This window comes from Enterobacter cloacae complex sp. I3 (assembly GCF_014896175.1).
GTDB classification, from domain to species: Bacteria; Pseudomonadota; Gammaproteobacteria; order Enterobacterales; family Enterobacteriaceae; genus Enterobacter; species Enterobacter bugandensis.
In genome coordinates this window covers 126767-147916 of the sequence record NZ_JADBQZ010000005.1, presented here as the reverse complement: position 1 = coordinate 147916, position 21150 = coordinate 126767, and the positions used below count along the sequence as shown (strand labels likewise).

Genomic DNA, 21150 nt, shown 5'->3' with positions numbered 1-21150 from the left:
TTCAGCGAGCCGCAAATTGTGCAGGGCTGCAAGAAGATAGTGCGAGCGTGAATTAAGGTCAACAGTTGCTAAACAGATGTTTTGCGAAGGGGGCTGCAAATCCGCAAAAATTATCGGGAATTGGTCAGTTTACAACGGAAGTGTGACAGAAAAATGAAGCGGCGTACCGCAACGCCGCTTAGTGGGAAGGTTTGTCGTCCTGATGCGGTTTGTTGTTAAACATATCGCACAGCATGTTCAACAGCATTAAGCGCACTTTAAAAGGAGAGTGGGTAAACACGGTCATGCACCTCTTGAATTCGTTCATGAGACCTCCTGATGTTTGATCCCTTCGATCCGTGAAGGGTGACTGCATTACATACAGATATAGCACAGGCTATATTGTATAGCTATGGCTATTTCGTTAATTTTTTGTGCTTGTGGAGGGATGGTTTACAATGTGCGCTCTCGATACCGGGCGCTGGAAGCGTCACCCCAATGAGGAAGTACAATGAACCGTCGCGCAGGTAAGCCAACCATTAAAAAAACGACGCAACTGGTGAATGTTGAAGAACATGTCGAAGGTTTTCGCCAGGTACGTGAAGCGCACCGGCGTGAACTGATTGATGATTATGTTGAACTGATTTCCGATCTGATCCGCGAGGTTGGGGAAGCGCGTCAGGTCGATATGGCCGCCAGGCTCGGGGTTTCGCAGCCAACGGTCGCTAAAATGTTAAAACGTCTGGCCTCGGTAGGCCTGATCGAAATGATCCCCTGGCGCGGCGTGTTTCTGACGCCGGAAGGGGAGAAGCTTGCGCAGGAGAGCCGCGAGCGCCATCAGCTTGTCGAGAACTTTTTGCTGGTGCTGGGCGTCAGCCCGGAAATTGCCCGTCGGGATGCGGAAGGAATGGAGCACCACGTTAGCGAAGAGACGCTGGTGAAGTTTCGCGAATTTACCCTTAAATATGGTCCCTCCGCTGAATGAAAATCCCTGGACTGCAGGCCCTGTCACGCGATCGCTTCTTCCATCTCTTATTAATCATTGGCGCCGGGTTAAGCCTGTTTGTGCCGTTTGCGCCACAGGCCTGGTCTGCGGCGATTGACTGGCGCACCATCATCACCCTGAGCGGGTTAATGATGCTGACCAAAGGGGTCGAGCTGAGCGGCTATTTTGACGTCCTGGGGCGTAAAATGGTGCGCCGTTTTGCCACCGAGCGCAGGCTGGCCCTGTTTATGGTGTTCTCCGCCGCGGTGCTGTCGACGTTTCTGACCAACGATGTGGCGCTGTTTATCATCGTACCCCTCACGCTCACCCTGCGTAAGCTTTGCGAGATCCCGGTCAGCAGACTGATCATCTTTGAAGCGCTCGCCGTTAACGCCGGTTCTCTGTTGACGCCCATCGGCAACCCGCAAAATATTCTTCTCTGGGGACGTTCCGGTCTGTCATTCGCCGCTTTTACCTGGCAGATGGCGCCTCTGGCGCTGGTGATGATGTTGTCGCTGCTGGCGGTCTGCTGGTTCGCGTTTCCGGATAAAAAGCTGCAATACCATAGCGGGACCACGGGCCCGCAGTGGCAGCCGCGGCTGGTCTGGAGCTGCCTCGGGCTGTATATCGTCTTTCTGTTCGCCCTGGAGCTGAGGTATGAGCTGGCGGGCGTCCTGCTCGTCGCCGCGGGCTTTGTCGTGCTGGCGCGGCGCGTGCTGGTAAGCGTGGACTGGACGCTGCTGCTGGTCTTTATGGCGATGTTCATCGACGTGCATCTGCTTATTCAGCTTCCCGTGCTGCAAAACGTTCTGCACAGCGTCAGCACGCTGTCGCAGCCGGGACTGTGGCTGACGGCGATTGGCCTGTCGCAGTTTATCAGCAACGTGCCTGCCACCATTCTGCTGCTCAACTACGTTCCGCCGGACACGCTGCTGGCCTGGGCGGTGAACATCGGTGGGTTTGGGCTGCTGCCCGGCTCCCTGGCAAACCTGATCGCCCTGCGCATGGCCAACGACCGTCGCATCTGGTGGCGCTTCCACCTCTGGTCGATCCCGATGCTGCTCTGGGCTGCGGCGATCGGTTTCGGACTATTCCTTCTCATATAGTGCGCAATTTGTCAGTTTTTCCTGGCAAATGTATAGCAACGTCCTAGCTTTAGTGAACGGCATAGTGTGATGCCGCTCACTGACAGGACCGTTGCTGAATTATGGCAGAAGAACAAAATCCACCTGCTGACGAGCAGGATAAAAACAATAACGAGCGTAAACGCCCGGGCAAAAAACCGTTAATTATCCTTGGCATCGTGGTCATCGTGATGGTGATCGTGGCGCTGGTCTGGTGGTTTTTAACCCGCAACGAAGAGACCACCGACGACGCCTTTACCGACGGCGACGTGGTGACCATTGCCCCCAAAACGGCGGGCTACGTTACCGAGCTTCGCGTGCGGGATAACCAGCGCGTGAAGAAAGGGGATGTGCTGGTGGTGATCGATCCTCGTGATACCACCGCCCAGCGCGATCAGGCTCAGGCTCAGCTTGGGCTGGCTATCGCGCAGCTGCATCAGGCTCAGGCGCAGCTGGCGCTCTCAAAAGTGCAGTATCCCGCCCAGCGTGACGAAGCCAAAGCGCAGGTGTTGAAAGCGCAGGCCGATCTGGCGAACGCGCAGGCGGAGTACCGGCGCCAGCGCGGCGTTGACCCGCGCGCGACCACCCAGCAAAGTATTGATTCTGCGAACGCTCAGCTGCGCAGCGCCCAGGCTGGCCTTGCCAGCGCACAGGCGCAGCTGGAAGTGGCGGAGCAGGTACAGTTGCAAATCCGCCAGCAGGAGACCAACGTCGAAGCCCGCGAGCGTCAGGTCGAACAGGCCAAAGCGCAGCTGGAAACCGCGAATCTGAACCTCTCTTACACCGAAGTCCGCGCCCCGTTCGACGGCTTTGTCACCAAACGCAACGTGCAGCCCGGCACGCTGGTTCAGGCGGGCACCGCGCTGTTCTCGCTGGTCTCCCCGAACGTGTGGGTGGTGGCGAACTTTAAAGAGTCCCAGCTTGAGCGCATGAAGCCCGGCGATAAGGTTAGCGTCTCCGTGGATGCCTGGCCGGATATGGAGCTTGAAGGCCATATCGACAGTATCCAGCAGGGCAGCGGCTCGCGCTTCTCCGCCTTCCCGTCGGAAAACGCCACCGGTAACTTCGTGAAGATTGTTCAGCGCGTACCGGTAAAAATCGTCATTGATAAAGGTCTGGATCCGAACAAGCCGCTGCCGCTGGGGCTGTCGGTTGAACCGAAGGTCACCGTGGAATGACGGATCATAGCCACGATAACTGGAAGCCCGCCAGTAACCCGTGGGCGGTGGCGATTGTCGTCACCCTGGCGGTGTTCATGGAAATTCTGGACACCACCATCGTCAACGTCGCGCTGCCGCACGTGGCGGGGTCGCTCTCGGCCAGCTACGACGAATCCACCTGGGTACTGACAAGCTACCTGGTGGCGAACGGCATCGTGCTGCCCATCTCGGCGTTCCTGAGCCGGCTCTTTGGCCGCAAGCAGTTCTTCCTCATTTGCATCGTGATGTTCACCATCTGCTCGTTCCTGTGCGGCATCGCCACCGAGCTGTGGCAAATCATCCTGTTCCGCGTGATGCAGGGCTTCTTTGGCGGCGGGTTGCAGCCCACCCAGCAGTCAGTGCTGCTCGACTACTTCAAGCCGGAGGACAGGGGCAAAGCGTTTGGGCTTTCCTCCATTGCGATTATCGTCGCGCCGGTGCTCGGCCCGACGCTGGGGGGCTGGATCACCGACAACTACTCCTGGCGCTGGGTGTTCTTTATCAACATCCCGGTGGGGATTGTGACGGTGCTGGCGATCTACCAGTTGCTGGAAGATCCGCCGTGGGAGAGCAAATCAAAAGAGAAGCTGACCATCGATTGGACGGGGATCGGCCTGATCGCCCTCGGTCTTGGCTGTTTGCAGGTGATGCTTGACCGGGGCGAGGATGACGACTGGTTCTACTCGAACTTTATTCGCACCTTCGCGGTGCTGACGCTGGTCGGCATTATCGGCGCAATCTACTGGCTGATGTATGCCAAAAAGCCGGTGGTGGATCTGCACTGCATGAAGGACCGCAACTTCGCGATCTCCAGCCTGCTGATGGCGGGGATGGCGATGATCCTCTACGGCAGCTCGGTGGTGATCCCGCAGCTGGCGCAGCAGGATCTGGGCTATACCGCCACCTGGTCCGGGTTGGTGCTCTCGCCCGGCGCGGTGCTGATCGTGCTGACCATCCCGCTGGTACTGAAGCTGATGCCGGTGGTGCAGACGCGCTGGATCATCGCCTTTGGCTTTACCTGCCTGGCGGTGTCGTTCTTCTGGTCGCGCACGCTGACGCCGGATATTGACTTCGAAACCCTGGTGCTGTTCCGCAGCGCCCAGTCGATTGGTCTGGGGTTCCTGTTTGTGCCGCTCACCACCATCGCCTTCATCTCGATACCGAGACGGCTCAACGCCGATGCGGCGGCGCTGTTTACCATGTTCCGCAACGTGGCGGGGTCCATCGGGATTTCACTCTCGACGGCGGCCATCACCGAGCGCGCGCAGGCGCACAGCGCGCACCTTGCCTACCACGCCTCGCCGTTTAACGAGCAGTTCCAGCTGGCGATTCGCGAAAGCGCCCAGGCGATCCAGAACTTCACCACCCAGGTGGGCGACCCCACCGGCATTGCCACCGGGCGGATGTACCAGACGATGATCGAGCAGTCCCGCTTCCTGGCCTACATCGACGTCTTCACCATTCTGAGCGCGGTGGCCTTGTTACTGATTCCGTTTTGTTTGTTGCTCTCGCCGGTTAAGAGCGAGGGGAGTGCAGGAGCACACTGATGATACACAGACGTTTACACCCCCTGATGATAATGATGCTGCTGGTGGGCTGCGCCGTCGGGCCGGACTACCAGCAGCCTGCGCCACCCGCCGTTACGCACTGGAACGATAAGGGCGACAGCGCGGTAAAATCGCAAACCACCTCCGCCGCGACCAATCCGCGCTGGTGGAAAACCTTCGGCTCGCCGCAGCTCGACAGTCTGGTTGAACGCGCCATCGCCGGAAACCTGACGCTGCAGCAAACGGTGCTGCGCATTGCCGGGGCGCGTGAACAGATTAACCAGGCGGGCGGGGCATTTTTCCCGTCGGTGAACGGCAATCTGCAGGCGACGCGCCAGCAGCTCGGGCTGGAAGGGGAGCTAAAATCTCACGGCGTGTACGACCAGCTGGATAATGTCGCCCCTGAACTCAGAGGCGCGCTGGGACCGCTGACGCAGCCGATTAACCTTTATCAGGGCAGCTTCGACGCTCAGTGGGAAATCGACCTTTGGGGTAAGGTGCGCCGTCAGGTGGAAGCCGCCGAGGCGCAGCAGAAGGCCGCCATCGAACAGCGTAACGATGCGCTGGTGTCGCTGGAAGCGGAAGTGGCGCGCGCGTGGCTCCAGCTGCGCGGGGCGCAGAGCATTATCGCTACCCTGAACACCCAGATTAAAAGCGCGCAGCAGACGCTGGATCTGACCGAAAGCCGCCAGCGCGGCGGGCTGTCGCCGCAGATGGACGTGGAAAACGCCCGGGCGCAGCTGGGCAATCTTGAAGCCCAGCTGCCGCAGTATCAGGCCCAGGAACGCCAGGCGATGAACGGGCTGGCTATTCTGCTCGGCAAGCCGCCGGGGGCGCTGGATAGCGAGCTGCAATCCGCACAGCCAATGCCCGCGCTGCCGGATATCGTGCAGACTGGTATACCGTCCACGCTGGCGCGCCGCCGTCCGGACGTGCGCGAAGCGGAGGCCAACCTTCATGCCGCCACGGCGCAGATTGGCGTCTCAGTGGCCGAGCTGTTCCCGAGCTTTACCCTCTCCGGACAGTTTGGCCTGCGCAACAGTGAATCCGGCTGGCTGACCGACTGGAGCAGTCACTTCTACAGCTTCGGCCCGCAGGTTTCCATTCCGATTTTCCAGGGGGGTCGGCTGGTCTCCAGCGTCAAGGTGGCGCGCGCGCAGCAGGGGGCGGCGGTGCTGGACTATCGTCAAACGGTGCTCACCGCGCTTGGCGATGTCGAAAATGCCCTGGTGAGCTATCGCACCGACCAGCAGCGTGAGGCGGGCCTCGCGAAAACCATCGACGCACTGCAAAACGCCTTTGATCTTGCCAGCGACAGCTACCGCCAGGGGATCGCCAGCTTTATCGACGTGCTGGACGCCCAGCGGCAACTGGCGCAGGCCGAGCAGCAGCGCGCGCAGGCGCAGGTACAAAGCGCCCTCGATCTGGTGGCGCTCTACAAGGCGCTCGGCGGCGGCTGGGAGCCGTATCAGCAGGTGCAGCTGCCGGACTACAGCGTCTTTGGCGACGCCCCGCGTGGATAAATATTCAAAGGATTGGGCAAGAAACGGACAGGAACGCCACATTCGCGATGGCTGAGGGGCGGGTATAACTATCGGGTACCCAATCGACATGCGAGGATTATCTTATGCGTTATCAAAAACTGGGCAACACCGGTCTGTTCATTTCTGAACTGTGCCTCGGCACCATGACCTTCGGCGGAGAAGGCGGCATGTGGGGCAAGATTGGTCAGCTCCAGCAGAGCGAAGCAGAACAGCTGGTGGGCCGCGCGCTGGACGCGGGTATCAACTTTATCGATACCGCGGACGTTTACTCGGAAGGGCGCTCGGAGGCGATCCTCGGGCAGGCGCTGAAAAATCTCAACGTCCCGCGCGAGAATGTGGTGGTTGCCACCAAGGTGTTCGGCGAAACGGGCACTGCGGGGGTGAACTCGCGCGGCAGCTCGCGCTATCACATCATCAGCAGCGTGAAGGAGAGCCTGCGTCGCCTGCAGCTCGATCATATCGATCTCTATCAGCTTCACGGTTTCGATCCGGCCACGCCGATTGAGGAGACGCTGTATGCGCTGGATAACCTGGTGCAGCACGGCCACGTGCGCTATATCGGCGTCTCGAACTGGGCGGCGTGGCAGATAGCCAAAGCGCTGGGCATTTCCGAGCGACTCGGGCTGGCGCGTTTTGCGTCCCTCCAGGCGTATTACACCATCGCCGGGCGCGATCTTGAGCGCGAGCTGGTGCCGATGATGCAGAGCGAAGGCGTCGGGCTGATGGTCTGGAGCCCGCTGGCGGGCGGCCTGCTGAGCGGAAAATATGGTCGCGACGGGCAGAGCGAAGCCGGTAGCCGCCGTCTGGCGTTCGACTTCCCGCCGGTGGACAAAGATCGCGCCTTCGACTGCGTGGACGTGATGCGTACCATCGCCGAAAGTAAAGGCGTTTCCGTGGCGCAAATCGCGCTGGCGTGGCTGCTGCACCAGAAAGCGGTGACCAGCGTCATCATCGGGGCGAAACGGGTCGATCAGTTGGATGACAACATTGCCGCAACCGGCATTCAGCTGAGCGATGATGAGCTGAAACAGCTGGATGCGGTCAGCGCGCTGCCGCGCGAGTATCCTGGCTGGATGCTGGAGCGCCAGGGCGAGTACCGTCGCAATCAGTTAGCGCAACAATAACCTTTCTTTCCCCGGTGGCGCTTGCGCTTACCGGGGCTGCGTTCCCTTGTAATGACATATTAACGTTATGTCACTACACGAAATACCAATGGGCTGTTCTCTTCTTCCGCTGTTTCAGTATGCCAGCTTTACGAACGCACAGGGCGGTACCCGGGAAGAATCACTCCGGGCCAATGCGTGCGTTTCATTAATGCGCGCATCCGTGTATTAAGGATTGCCTTAATCCTCTCCAAATGATATTAATTATCATTCTTATTATAAAAATAATGGCAGTTTAAAATATCTGGCAAGGATGTGAGCTTAACGATCGATCACTTTTACGTTAGGCATGTATTAGGGAATGGGTATGAGAATTATCAAGATCTTCTGGCCGCTCACTGCGCTCCTGGCAGGGTTGAACAGTCAGGTATCACTGGCAAAATCCTCCGATGATAACGACGAGACCCTGGTGGTGGAAGCCACCGCTGAGCAGGTACTCAAACAGCAGCCGGGCGTGTCGATTATTACCAGCGAAGATATTAAAAAGAACCCTCCGGTCAACGATCTCTCCGATATTATTCGCAAAATGCCCGGTGTCAATCTGACCGGCAACAGCGCCTCGGGTACACGTGGTAATAACCGCCAGATCGACATTCGCGGCATGGGGCCGGAGAACACCTTAATTTTAATTGATGGTATACCGGTGACGTCGCGCAACGCCGTGCGTTATAGCTGGCGTGGAGAGCGTGATACCCGCGGCGACACCAACTGGGTGCCACCGGAACAGGTTGAGCGTATTGAAGTGATCCGCGGCCCTGCGGCGGCACGCTACGGTTCGGGCGCAGCGGGCGGGGTGGTGAACATCATTACCAAACGCCCTACCAACGACTGGCACGGTTCGCTGTCGTTATACACCAACCAGCCGGAAAGCAGCGACGAAGGCGCTACGCGTCGCGCCAACTTCAGCCTTAGCGGGCCGCTGGCTGGCGATGCGCTGGCCATGCGCCTGTACGGAAACCTGAATAAAACCGATGCCGACAGCTGGGATATTAACTCCTCGGCCGGTACGAAAAACGCGGCCGGGCATGAAGGGGTGCGCAACAAAGATATTAACGGCGTTGTCTCGTGGAAATTAAATCCGCAGCAAATTATCGATTTCGAAGCCGGATATAGCCGCCAGGGGAATATCTATGCAGGCGATACGCAAAACAGTTCTTCCAGTGCCGTCACTGAAAGCCTGGCGAAATCCGGCGAAGAGACGAACCGCCTGTACCGGCAGAATTATGGCATTACACATAATGGTATCTGGGACTGGGGTCAAAGCCGTTTTGGTGTCTATTACGAGAAAACCAATAACACCCGCATGAATGAAGGATTATCCGGCGGCGGTGAAGGGCGTATTTCGGCGGATGAAAAGTTCACGACCAATCGCCTGAGCTCCTGGCGAACCAGCGGCGAGCTTAATATTCCGCTGGATGCGCTGGTCGATCAAACGCTGACCGTGGGTGCGGAGTGGAGCCGAGATGAGCTCGACGATCCTTCCTCTACCAGCCTGACCGTGGATGACAGTGATATCGGCGGCATTTCTGGCTCGGCTGCGGATCGCAGCAGTAAAAACCATTCCCAAATCAGTGCGCTGTATATTGAAGATAATATTGAGCCGGTTCCCGGCACGAATATCATTCCCGGCCTGCGCTTTGATTATCTCAACGAGTCCGGCGGTAACTTCAGCCCCAGCCTGAACCTCTCGCAGGAATTGGGCGATTACTTCAAAGTCAAAGCGGGGATTGCCAGAACCTTTAAAGCACCAAACCTGTACCAATCCAGCGAAGGTTATCTGCTCTACTCGAAAGGCAACGGTTGTCCAAAAGATATTACATCGGGCGGCTGCTACCTGATCGGTAATAAAGATCTCGATCCGGAAATCAGCATCAATAAAGAAATTGGGCTGGAGTTCGCCTGGGAAGATTACCATGCCAGCGTGACCTACTTCCGCAATGACTACCAGAATAAGATCGTGGCCGGCGATAATGTTATCGGGCAAACCGCTTCCGGCGCATATATTCTCCAGTGGCAGAACGGCGGGAAAGCACTGGTGGACGGTATCGAAGCCAGCATGGCGTTCCCGCTGGTGAAAGATCGTCTGAACTGGAATACCAATGCCACCTGGATGATCACCTCGGAGCAAAAAGACACCGGTAACCCGCTGTCGATCATCCCGAAATACACCATTAATAACTCGCTTGACTGGACCATCACCCAGGCGTTCTCTGCCAGCGTCAACTGGACGTTATACGGCAGACAAAAACCGCGTACTCATTCGGAAACTCGTAGTGAAGATACTGGCGGTCTGTCAGGTAAAGAGCTGGGCGCTTATTCGCTGGTGGGGACGAACTTCAATTACGATATTAATAAAAATCTGCGTCTTAACATTGGTGTCAGCAATATCTTAGATAAACAGATCTACCGATCTTCCGAAGGGGCGAATACCTATAACGAGCCTGGCCGGGCTTATTATGCCGGTGTTACCGCGTCATTTTGATCGTAGTGTTACAGGTATACTGCCCGCATCAAGGCGGGCAGTGTTTAGCGGCTTAATGAATGACAGCCTGCTGTGTTACCTGCGTTTTCACCACTGATATCTAACAGCGCTCCGCGGAAGGAGGCGTTGAACATCGGCCCGTGTCCCTGGTTTGGGAAATCCCAAAAGGCGGCATTGACGCCTTTATCTTCCAGCGTGGCGAGGGTGGCATGAATTTTCGTCAGCACTCCGGCAGCATGCGTTTCCCGGTTATCGCCCGGTGTCGCCGAACCTTCCATTATCATCAGGCGCCTGGCGCAGTGTTGCGACGGCTCAACCGCCGTGATGCGGCTCAGTAGCGCATCATGGCCTCTGCCCAACGACGGGCTGGCGCTGTAATACGTCCGGAAATAAGGGGAAGACAGCCATGCATCCAGCACGAACAGGCCGCCGTAGGAGTGCCCCCACAGGCCGCGACGCTGCCGATCGATATTCAATCCCTGTTCCACCTTTGGCGCTATACGCGTTTCCAGTAACTGGCGGAAGTCGTTGCTACCCCCACTCTTACGGTTAAAACGCCCGTTGCGGGTATCCGTTTTGCCGCTTTCTTCTGCTGGCGTATAGTCGTAGGCCCTGCCGTTGAGATCGAAGGGGAGGTTGGTCTGATACCCGACAGCCACAATCACCGGCGGTGATTTTTCTGCCAGCTGTTTGAGCAGGTCGTCGTTCAGGCGGTCCATAACTGCGTTGCCGTCGAGCATATATAAAATCGGGTAGCCCGACGCCGGTGCGGCTTTATTTGGCACGGCCGTCCATACCCGATAATGGCGGCTGCCATCGGCGGAGTCGAACGAGTTGACGCTGAAATGGTAAAACGCAGAGCCTTTATCGGCGATATTCGGCCCCAGTGGCTGCATATCCGGCTTTGCGAAAGCGTGCGCATTCCAGATAAGGGTGAGACCAGAAAGAAGAGTGACAAGCGCCTTGCGTGAGCGTGTTGGGCGATACTTGCGGGCATACATCTGATGTTTATTCCTTTTCCGCAGGTGACATTTTCTTTATTCAGGAAGCCTGTACAGTTGCCTGAAAGTGTTCGCGGGTCAAGTCAACCCTGGAGTAAACCAAGCCCGTCAATCAGTGCGCCGCGCCACCATGCGTAATCGTGACCCCCGGTATACATTGCGCAATGGCTGTCGACGCCAGCGGTAAGCAACTGCTGATGCAGCCGCTGAACGTGGGGTACCGTCGAACCTTCCAGCGATCCCACGCACAGGCGGATGCGCACGCCCTGCGGCGGGGCAGAAAGCAGATGTTCGCTCACCCATGACGAATCGGTTTCGCTGAACACGTTTGGCCGGCTGGCACCCTCTGGCGTCCACCACATCGAAGGGGAGTGGCTGAGCGCCAGCCCGAACGTTTCCGGTGCGTAACGAGCGGCCATGAGCGCGCTGACCCCGCCGAGGCTCTGTCCGGCCAGCACGGTGCGCGAACGGTCTGCCCACCGCCGCTGTGGGTGTTCGGCGCGGATCGTCGGCAACAACTGGCCGGCGATATCCTTTATCAGCTCGCTGCGCCCGCCGAGTATCGCAGTTCGCTCGTGTTCATCGATATTGTCGATGCCAAGTACAGCCACAGGCACGATGCGTCCGTTGTTTATGGCGGCGTCAATTGCCGCGCATACGCCAAGGTGATCGAACCAGGTTTCACCATCGGGCAGTACCACCAGGCCGAGGGGCTGCGAAACATCAACGTCCGGCAGATAGAGCCGAACCCGGCGCGATTCCCCGGCGAGAGTGCGCGCCGAGGTAAGCAATTGCCCGCTGGGTGACCCGCCGCGCCATTCGGACTGGGCGGGGGCTTTATCAAGCGCCAGCACCGACTCCTGTGTGCTTCCCCGAACGTTGATCCCCGGCGTTTTGTTTAGCGGATCGGCGTGCCCGACGAGGGTAGCAAAGCGGCCTCCGGACTGTGCAATCGTCTCGGCCGGGGTGCCGGGGGGGATTTCCACCAGCGAATAGGAGCCGCAGTAGCTTGCGGGTAAACGCAGTGTCAGAGTCCAGATATCCGTCGCGGGAAGGGCGGTCATCATCCCTTTCGCCACGTGCTCTTTATCCGTCACCCGATTCAGACGCAGATAAACGCCCTGTAGAGGGTGCCTGGCGCGCCATAGAAATGTCACATCACGCTCGTCTTTCGCTCCGTCGACTGGCGTCACCAGCGGTACATTTAGCGACTCAGCGTCTCGCCAGAAGTCAGAAAGGTTAGCAATGTGGCCTGCTGCCAGCTGGCTGCGCAGCCTGGCGATAGCAGAGGGATGTTGTTGCATGTTCAGCATTCACTCTCTTTGAATATGAAGGGTGTCAGTATAAATAGCTAAAGCGGCTATTCCGGGAACAGCCGCTTTAGCGCGTGTTTTGTAATGTCTTACGTGCGCAATTACTCTTCCACGATTTCCCCCGTGATGTCGTGCTGGCGATGGGGAACAGAGCTGCCGACGCTGTCATGCCACAAGCGGGTGTAGAGGCCGCCGGCCGCTAACAGCTGTTCGTGGGTGCCGTATTCCGCAAGCTGCCCCTTATCGATAACGGCAATCAGATCGCAGCGCTGCGCGGTGGTCAGACGGTGCGCCACAATCAGCGCCAGGTGCTTCCCGGTGTGCGCGACGTCTGTTAACGATGACATCAATCGCTCTTCGGATGTGCGATCCAGGCGTGACGTGGCTTCATCGAGCAGCAGGATGTGAGCATTCGCCAGTTGTGCGCGGGCCAGCGCAATCAGCTGGCGCTGACCTGCGGACAGATCGGCACCGCCGTTATTCACCGGTGTCCGGAATCCCTGCGGCAGATTGCGCACCGTCTCATACAGCCCTGCCTGTTGAGAGGCAATCTCAACGTCGTCATTGGTACTGGATGGCCGTGAATAACGAATGTTTTCCGCGATATCACCACTAAACAACGCCACATCCTGATCGACTAGCCCAATCTGGCGACGGTAATCGGAAAGCGAGGCATCATCAATTATCCGATCGCCAATGCTGATCCTGCCGTGGGTGGGGGAATACAATCCGGCGATCAGCTTAATCAGCGTTGACTTACCCGCACCGCTGCGACCAACGACCGCGACGACCCTTCCCTCAGGGATTGTCAGGGTAAGTTTGTTCAGCGCGGGTTCAGGGCTGTCGGGATAACTGAACGTGACCTCATCAAGATGCAGCGCGCCGGTGGCGGGCGGTGCGGAAGAGGGCTCGATGTTCTCTGTGCCTTCGGTCGCCAGCAGTTCATTGATATGTTTGCCGCTGGCCGTCGCCTGCTGCCAGGCGTCGACAATTCCTGATAACTGCTGCACTGGCCCATAGAATTGCCCCAGCAGCAGGAAGAAAGCCGCCAGCACCCCGGCGGTCATTTCGCCTTCGGCGACCCGCGATGCACCCACCAGAAGAACGGCGGCATAGGAGGCCTCGGTGCAGAAGGTCAGGAACGGGAAATAGACGGCAAGGTATTTTTGCGCACGTACGCGGGTCGCACGGAACCGATCCGATAACGCGCGCAGCCGGGCGGCTTCCTGTTCCTGCTGGCCATGCGATTGCACAACGCGCAAGCCGGAGACTTTCTCCTGCAGGGTGCTGTTGACTTTGCCTATTTCCAGCCGCGCCTGCGCATAAGCAGGGGAGCTGAGGCGGCGATAAATCCAGGTTGCCAGTGCGACCACTGGCACCGCGCTTAATGCCGTCAGCGCCAGGAGCGGGTCGAGCCAGAACATGGCGGCGGCGATGGCGAACATTGTCACCAGGCTGGTGGCTGCACCGGCAAGGCCGTTTTGCAGAAAGCGGGCGAGAGAGTCCACATCTACGGTCATGCGGGTCAGACGCGAATCGACATGCTTTTCATGCCAGGGGAGACCAAGACGCAGCATATGGCCGAAGCTGCGCAAGCGCACCGTATGCTGGACTGACTCTGCCGCTCTGGCGGCGAAGACTGTCTGTAGTGAATAACAGCACCAGCTCACGGCCACCAGGCACAGGGCGAATAGGGCACAGAGGCCGATAGTCGAGATATCGCCTGTGGCAACGCCGGAGTCAATGCCGCGCTGCAGCAGTATAAGTACCCCGACGCCTGCCGCCGAATCGAGGGCGATCAGCAGGGCGGCGATGACGAACATCCACGCCACGGGCTTCAGCAGCGACGTGACTTTGCGGCCTTTACCGGCCAGCGCCTGCTGTACTGCATTTTCCGGCACGCGCGTCATACGGGCGACAAAGCCTTTATCCCCCGTCTGCGCCGCATCGTCTTGTGCCGCTGGTACGGTCGGCCACAATCCGTTAGGCCCACTGTGGGGAGGCGTGAGGAAATCGCCGTCGCCGGTCATCAGCGTGCGGAACGCCGGACAGCGCGCTTCAAGTTCTGCCTGGGTTCCGGTGTCCACCACCCGGCCCTTATCCAGCACCACAATCCGGCTGGCTAACTGAAGCGTCGAACGGCGTCGGGCAATCACCAGCAGCATATGCTTTTCGTCAGCATAGCGACTCAGCGCGGTGTTGATCTCCGCTTCAGTACCGGCATCGACCGCCGAGGTGGTGTCATCGAGGATCAACACTTCCGGCGCGGTAATGAGCGCCCGTGCCAGCGCGATTCGCTGCCTCTGTCCGCCGGAAAGATTCGTACCGCGTTCGGTTAATTGGGTATCGAAACCTTTCGGCAGGGCGTTGATAAAATCGCTGGCTCCTGCTGCCCTCGCCGCGAGGCGAATGTCGTCCGCCGTTGCCTGAGGGTGCCCGTAGGCGATATTTTCCGCCACCGAACCGGCAAACAGAAAAGCATCCTCAAACACAACGCCTACCCGACGACGAAGCGCCTCCAGCCTGAGATCGCGGAGGTTCTGTCGGCCTGCGCTGGTGTTGAGCCATATCTCTCCGGCGCTGGGATCGTAAAAACGCGCCAGCAGCATCAGCAGCGTGGATTTCCCGGAACCCGATGCGCCCACTACCGCCACCGTTTCACCGGCGTGCAGGGAAAAGGAGACATCGCTGAGGATGCGTCTGCCGCCACGGTACTCGAAGCTCATATTCTCCAGTTGCAGCCCGATAACCTGACCGTTAACCGCCTCCGTCCCGTCTTCCATCTGCGAACGGGTGTCGATCAGAGCAAACACGCGCTCCACGGACGCCTGGGTGCGCTGGGCGATAACCAGAAACGATGCCAGTACACGGGTTGGCCCGGTCAGCATCGCGAGGAAGCTGGCAAACGCCACGAAGGTGCCGAGATCGATGCGACCGTGCATAACCGACCAGCCGCCGTAGCACAGCAGGACGATTTGCCCGAGCACCGGTAGCGCCAGCATGGTGGCACCTGGCATCGCCTGCGAGATGGCCGCGCCGATGCGTACCCGCACCATCTGCCGCGACTGGCGATCCAGCCAGCGCGTTTCACGCAGCTCCGCCACGCAGGATTTTACCACTGAGATCTGCGCCAGCACCTCGCGCATATGTTCGGTGAGATTTGCCAGTCGGTCCGAGGCCAGCCCAGTTTGCGCGAAGACCCGGCGACGCGCGCGCAGCGCAGTGATAGCCAGGCATGCCAGTACGCACACGACGATGAGCGTCATGGCGGGTGACATCCACAGCATCACGGCAATGCCGGCAATGTAATAAGTGAACACCGCCAGCGGCACCGGGCACATCTGTAGCAGGGTATGCACCTGCTGCAGATCGCTGTTGGTCCGTGAAATCACCTGCCCGGTGCGCAGTGCGTCCTGGCCTGCGCCGTCAAGTTTTTGAATACTGTCGAATGCCCGTCCTCGCAGGGTGTGCTGCACCCAGAGCGAGAGCTCCCCGGCATAACCGCGGCGCACGTAGTTACCGATGAAATCAAAAAAGGCAATCAGCAATAGCCCGCAGGCCAGCCACGGCAGACGAGTCGGATTGCCCGCCAGCGCGTCGTTCACCGCTTGCCTTGTCAGCAACGGCGTCAGCGCGGCCAGCAGAATGGTCGAGACCGACGCTACCACTACGATGATGCTAAGTTTCTTACGTTCCCAGCACACGCGTGCCAGGCGAACTATCCAGGACCGCGCAGGAGTGGGAGAGTGAGTCGCAGGCATTAAGCCTCCTCCGTCTGTAAAAAATAGGATCCAAGCCGGATCGCTGTGCAAAAAAAAGCGCCAGCCCGATCCGGTCCCGTATTGTTACGGGCGTATCTCCTGGATGTGTGCTGGCGTATGATCGTCATGACGGCGTAGTGGCTACCCTTTCTGTACCCTCGCGATCAGGCTTTTCGCCACCTCGCTCGGACAGGGTTGCGCTGCCATTTCCGCCGCTACCTCTTCAGAGGCGTCGCGAAGCGCGCGATTGTCGAGGAAAGCATTGATCATGCTGCTCGACAGGCCGTCGTCGCCGGGGATGATCCCGCAGCCGCGTTCGACAACAGCGCGGGCATTTACCGGGCGATCGGCACCCTGGCCGAAGACGATCTGTGGAATACCGGCGTGCAGCGCCGTCAGGGTATTGCCCGCGCCACCATGATGAATGAAGCCATCTGCGCCGTTCAGGAAGGCTCCCATGGGTATCCAGTCGACCAGGCGAACATTTGAGGGCAGTGAGCGCAGATCCGACCGCGCATTGGCCGAAAGATGCAGGATGATCTCGGCATCGACTTCACTGGCGGAATCCATCACCCAGGCGATCAGGTCAAGGCCGTCGACCATCGGTTTGACGGTACCGAGACTCACCAGCAGACGTTTACGGTCGGGCGTCCTCTCCCACCACGGTTCCCACACCGCGCCGCCGTTGTACGGGACGTACTGCATGGGAATAATGGGTTCTCCGTCGTTTTCAAGAATGCTCATGCTCGGTGGTGTTACGTCGATCCAGGCCATATCGCGCGGTGCGGCCCCAACGCCGTGGCGATGATAGGCGTCCGCGAGCGAACGCGTTACGCCTTTGATATGCCAGGGCGTATGGCCGAAGCCGACGGTTTGCATTACGACCGGTATATCGTATTTGGCGGCAATCAGAGGCCCGATGACCCCGAGCGGCGGGTAGATGATGAGATCGGGCCGCCAGTGTCCGGCAAACTCCACCAGGTGGTCGGCCATCTCTTCGCTGAAGAATGAGAAGTTGCCCATTTTTGTGCCGATGTTGCTTTCTTTTCGCTGTGCCTCGCGGCGGCGATAGTCAGCTTCAGAATCAAAACCGGGTGCGGCGTCAAATACCACCAGCCCTGCTTCTGCCGCTTTTTGGGCGAATTTTCCTCCGCTGGCGATCAGCACTTCATGGCCGTTAACGCGAAACGCCTGTGCCAGAGACAGCACAGGATACAGCAGCCCATAGAGAGGCGGGCCTACAAACAAAATACGCATGAGAAAATCCCTCTCCGCTTGACGAACTAAATCAGGAAGTCGACGCAGTCATATGCCAGCAGCAGGACGTTAATTTTCGTTAAGCCTGCTTTGACAGACGCTGCGTCCTTTTTGAGTTTCATCAGCCTTACGAACGGTCCTGTCGCTGACTATTCCGTGACGTAGGCTGGTGAATCGGGAATTCCTTGTCCCGGCTTCCATTAACGCTTACGCGCCGTTGTCCTTTTGAACAGCCCAGGCGGCGTCGTGCTGCCACGCCGCGGTGTTCAGATGCATTTGTTGAGTGTGAGACCGTTCAACAAACCTGGAGAGGCTTGTTTCCTGAAACCTCTGTATACCTTGCCAGATAAACCATCAGTGCAAATGCTAATGATAATAATTACTATTATCATATGTGAGTTGCAACTATAATTAAGCACTTAATGCACAATGAATCGATTATGGGAAAAATCGCAGGTGGGGCTCAGCAAAAGGGGACTCTGTGGATTTAGGCACAAAATCCCACGCTTGCGGCGGTTTACAGGCGGACCTGGTGATTCTGTGTAATTGATGGCGGGGGTCTACGATGACGCTACTTCACCAAATTGCGCGGGTTTACCTCCCGTAAATACTGGCGATGTTACTATGATGCCTGATTCACTGCTGTTTATCGTTATGGAAAACCTGCGTAATGTTAACAAAATTCCCTCCCCGACGCGTAATGACCTGTGCTGCGGCGCTGCTAATTATTTTTAGCATCGCCTTGTTCTTCTTCCTGAGAAGCCCCGAGGTTCCTGAGTATGTTACCGCTCCAGTACGCATCGGCGATATTGAAAACGCCGTACTTGCTACCGGTCGAATTGATGCGATTGAGCGGGTCAACGTTGGGGCACAGGTTTCTGGCCAGGTTAAGTCGCTGAAGGTGAAGTTAGGCGATCGTGTCACTAAAGGGCAGCTCATCGCTGAAATTGATGACGTGCCGCAGCGGAATGATTTACGCAACGCAGAAGCTGCTCTCAACGTGGTAAAAGCGGACCTTCAGGCTAAGCAGGCGCAGTTGAAGCAAGCCTCATTGCGTTTTAAGCGCCAGCGCCAGATGTTAAATGAGGATGCCAGCTCGAGAGAAGATTTCGAAACGGCTGAAACCACGCTGGCCAGTACCCGCGCTGAGCTATCGGCACTGAACGCCAAACTCGTCCAGGCGCAAATTGATGTCGACAAGAAAAAGGTCGATTTGGGTTATACAAAAGTTGTTGCTCCCATGGACGGCATTGTTATTGCCGTTGTCACCCAACAGGGCCAAACGGTTAACTCCAGCCAAAGTGCGCCGACCATTATCAAACTCGCACGTCTGGACGTGATGACAATTAAAGCCCAGATCTCTGAGGCGGATATCACGCGAATTTCACCGGGACAGAAAGCCAGATTCACCATTTTCTCTGAGCCGGATAAGCATTATGACGCCACGTTACGTACCGTTGAACTGGCACCTGAGTCGGTTATGAAAGATGATAGCCTTGCCAGCAGTAGCTCAGCCTCAGGGTCAGGCACGTCAAATGCTTCGGTGTACTACAACGCGCTGCTGGATGTCCCTAATCCAGAAAATCGGCTGCGAATTGCCATGACAGCACAGGTGACCTTGCTGGCTGGAGAAGCTAAAAATACGTTACTGGTGCCGATTCAGGCTGTGCACAAGGTGAGTGGCAACAAACAGCAGGTGCAGATATTGACCAGTGATAACCGGCTGGAAACCCGTGAGGTCAAAACCGGCATTACTAACAGTGTGGATATCCAGATCCTGGACGGTGTAAAAGTCGGGGAACATGTTGTGTTATCGCAGCCGGGTGAAAAAGCGCCCGGGGAAGGGTTTGTATCTTGAGTAATATCATAGAACTCAAGGGCATCAGCCGCACTTACAGGAACGGTGGACAGGATCTCACCGTGCTTAAAGGGATTGATTTGACTATCGCTGCTGGGGAGATGGTCGCGATCATCGGCGCCTCCGGTTCCGGTAAGTCAACCCTGATGAATATTATGGGCTGTCTCGATGTCCCTGATTGTGGCGATTACTTTATCAGCGGTCAAAATGCCGCCCAGCTTTCACCTGACGATCTGGCAAGGATCCGCCGTGAGCACATCGGTTTTATCTTCCAGCGTTATCATTTAATGCCCGACCTGAGCGCGTTAAGTAACGTTGAAATTCCGGCGATTTATGCCAACAGTGAGCGCGAAAAGCGCCGTCTGCGCGCGGCGACATTGCTTGGAAGACTCGGGCTGGAAGGTCGTGAACATCATAAGCCGGGAGAGCTTTCAGGCGGCCAGCAGCAGCGTGTGAGTATTGCCCGCTCGCTGATTAACGGCGGTGAAATCATTCTGGCGGATGAACCCACCGGCGCGCTGGATACGCAGTCCGGTCAGGAGGTACTGTCAATACTCAGTGAACTGAATCAGCGTGGCCATACCGTGGTTATGGTGACACATGATATGAAGGTAGCGCAGCATGCTAACCGTATTATTGAGCTGCGTGACGGTGAAATTATTTCTGATACCGGCAGTCGTGTTACCTCCGGGGTTGCCCTTAAACGACCTGACAGCGTTCAGCAAAGCTGGTGGCAAAGTATTGTTGACCGTACCCGTGAATCCCTGCACATGGCGTTAAAAGCGATGAATGCGCATCGCCTGCGCACGACGTTAACCATGACGGGCATTATTTTTGGTATCGCCGCGGTTGTTACGGTGGTGGCACTGGGAGAAGGCGCGAAACAGCGAACCCTTGATAATATCAAGGAGCTTGGAACCAACGTGGTGAGCATCTACCCGGGAAGGGATTTCTTTGACGACAGCACTGAAGCCATTCGTACACTGGTCCCGGCAGACGCCGAAGCATTAGCAAAGCAGGGGTTTGTTGACAGCGTCAGCCCCGAAGTTAACGCTTCCGACAACATTCGCTTTCTGGGTAAATCCGCTACCGCCACGATCAATGGCGTTGGGCGCGATCATTTTCGCGTAAACGGTATTGAACTGTTGCAGGGATCAACTTTCCAGGACGATCGAAATGCCTCGCAGGAAGTCATCATTGATGAAAACGCCCGCAAGGCGTTATTTGACGATGCGGGACTCAAGGCACTTGGGCAAATCGTTTTTCTGGGTTCCGTGCCTGCACGGGTTGTCGGCATCGCCAAAGGGAACAGCCGAAGCTATGCGCCTAATCGCATTAACGTCTGGATGCCTTACAGCACGGTGATGTATCGAATGACAGGAAAACCGGTGTTGACCAGCATCAGCGTAAGGCTTAAGGATGATGTTGCCAACGAGGCAGCGGTCAGCGCTATTTCTCAGCTTCTCACTCAACGCCACGGCGTGAAAGACTTCCAGCTTTATAATTTCGAGCAGATTCGACAATCAATCGAACGGACCTCAATGACCTTTAGCATCCTGATTCTGATGGTGGCCTGTATCTCGCTGATGATCGGCAGCATTGGGGTGATGAATATCATGCTGGTGTCGGTCACGGAACGGACCCATGAGATTGGCGTACGAATGGCGGTCGGTGCGCGTCAGGGCGATATCATGCAGCAGTTTATGATTGAGGCTGTGCTGGTATGTCTAATAGGCGGAGTGTTAGGTATTGCACTGTCGTATGCCGCCGGAGCGCTGTTCACCGCGCTGGCAGGGGGCATTTTCACCGCCATTTATTCGTGGCAGGCCGCTGCTGCCGCATTCTTCTGCTCAACTTTAATCGGCATGATCTTTGGTTATCTCCCTGCCCGCAAGGCAGCAAGGATGGATCCGGTCGTTTCACTGGCCAGCGAGTAA

The 21150-nt window shown here is 57.4% G+C and carries 14 protein-coding genes; 9 read left to right on the top strand and 5 right to left on the bottom strand.

Annotated elements, in window-relative coordinates; all coding sequences use genetic code 11:
- Positions 1 to 178: 178 nt before the first annotated feature.
- Positions 179 to 307 (bottom strand): manganase accumulation protein MntS, encoded by a 129-nt coding sequence (mntS, locus tag IM271_RS05335; RefSeq protein WP_014831181.1) that lies wholly within the window; start codon positions 305 to 307, stop codon positions 179 to 181.
- A gap of 183 nt (positions 308 to 490) precedes the next feature.
- On the opposite strand from mntS, the gene mntR reads away from it, so the two are divergent.
- The 7 genes from mntR (at position 491) to iroN (ending at position 10023) form a co-directional block, all read left to right on the top strand.
- Complete coding sequence (mntR, locus tag IM271_RS05330; RefSeq protein WP_008501176.1) at positions 491 to 964, top strand: manganese-binding transcriptional regulator MntR; 474 nt, start codon at positions 491 to 493, stop codon at positions 962 to 964.
- Positions 961 to 2070, top strand: a complete 1110-nt coding sequence (locus IM271_RS05325) for an anion transporter (RefSeq protein ID WP_028012451.1) — start codon at positions 961 to 963, stop codon at positions 2068 to 2070. Before mntR ends, IM271_RS05325 begins: the two co-directional genes overlap by 4 nt.
- Positions 2071 to 2171: 101 nt before the next feature.
- Positions 2172 to 3266, top strand: a complete 1095-nt coding sequence (locus IM271_RS05320; protein ID WP_041910714.1) for an HlyD family secretion protein — start codon at positions 2172 to 2174, stop codon at positions 3264 to 3266.
- Entirely contained in the window at positions 3263 to 4834 is a 1572-nt protein-coding gene (locus IM271_RS05315; RefSeq protein ID WP_028012453.1) for a DHA2 family efflux MFS transporter permease subunit, read from the top strand. Before IM271_RS05320 ends, IM271_RS05315 begins: the two co-directional genes overlap by 4 nt.
- Positions 4834 to 6357: an efflux transporter outer membrane subunit gene (locus IM271_RS05310; protein WP_193052280.1), complete on the top strand. Its 1524-nt coding sequence runs from the start codon at positions 4834 to 4836 to the stop codon at positions 6355 to 6357. The genes IM271_RS05315 and IM271_RS05310 overlap by 1 nt, the downstream gene beginning before the upstream one ends.
- A 104-nt stretch (positions 6358 to 6461) precedes the next feature.
- A complete protein-coding gene (locus IM271_RS05305) occupies positions 6462 to 7502 on the top strand; it encodes an aldo/keto reductase (RefSeq protein ID WP_193052279.1) in 1041 nt (346 codons plus the stop codon).
- Positions 7503 to 7848: 346 nt separating this feature from the next.
- On the top strand, positions 7849 to 10023 hold the full coding sequence (gene iroN, locus IM271_RS05300; RefSeq protein WP_193052278.1) for a siderophore salmochelin receptor IroN: 2175 nt from the start codon (positions 7849 to 7851) through the stop codon (positions 10021 to 10023).
- Between the two features lie 44 nt (positions 10024 to 10067).
- On the opposite strand, the gene IM271_RS05295 is transcribed toward iroN, so the two are convergent.
- The 4 genes from IM271_RS05295 to iroB form a co-directional block, all read right to left on the bottom strand.
- Positions 10068 to 11024, bottom strand: a complete 957-nt coding sequence (locus tag IM271_RS05295; protein ID WP_028012457.1) for an alpha/beta hydrolase — start codon at positions 11022 to 11024, stop codon at positions 10068 to 10070.
- 83 nt (positions 11025 to 11107) lie between these two features.
- Positions 11108 to 12337, bottom strand: coding sequence for an esterase family protein (locus IM271_RS05290; RefSeq protein WP_032102662.1), 1230 nt, complete (start codon positions 12335 to 12337; stop codon positions 11108 to 11110).
- A gap of 101 nt (positions 12338 to 12438) precedes the next feature.
- The gene (gene iroC / locus IM271_RS05285) at positions 12439 to 16098 is read right to left on the bottom strand and encodes a salmochelin/enterobactin export ABC transporter IroC (RefSeq protein ID WP_193052277.1); all 3660 of its coding nucleotides are present in this window, start codon (positions 16096 to 16098) and stop codon (positions 12439 to 12441) included.
- Positions 16099 to 16239: 141 nt separating this feature from the next.
- A complete protein-coding gene (iroB, locus tag IM271_RS05280; protein ID WP_017384908.1) occupies positions 16240 to 17355 on the bottom strand; it encodes a salmochelin biosynthesis C-glycosyltransferase IroB in 1116 nt (371 codons plus the stop codon).
- A gap of 670 nt (positions 17356 to 18025) precedes the next feature.
- On the opposite strand from iroB, the gene IM271_RS05275 reads away from it, so the two are divergent.
- A complete protein-coding gene (locus tag IM271_RS05275; protein ID WP_023303343.1) occupies positions 18026 to 19213 on the top strand; it encodes an efflux RND transporter periplasmic adaptor subunit in 1188 nt (395 codons plus the stop codon).
- Complete coding sequence (locus tag IM271_RS05270) at positions 19210 to 21150, top strand: MacB family efflux pump subunit (RefSeq protein ID WP_023296167.1); 1941 nt, start codon at positions 19210 to 19212, stop codon at positions 21148 to 21150. Before IM271_RS05275 ends, IM271_RS05270 begins: the two co-directional genes overlap by 4 nt.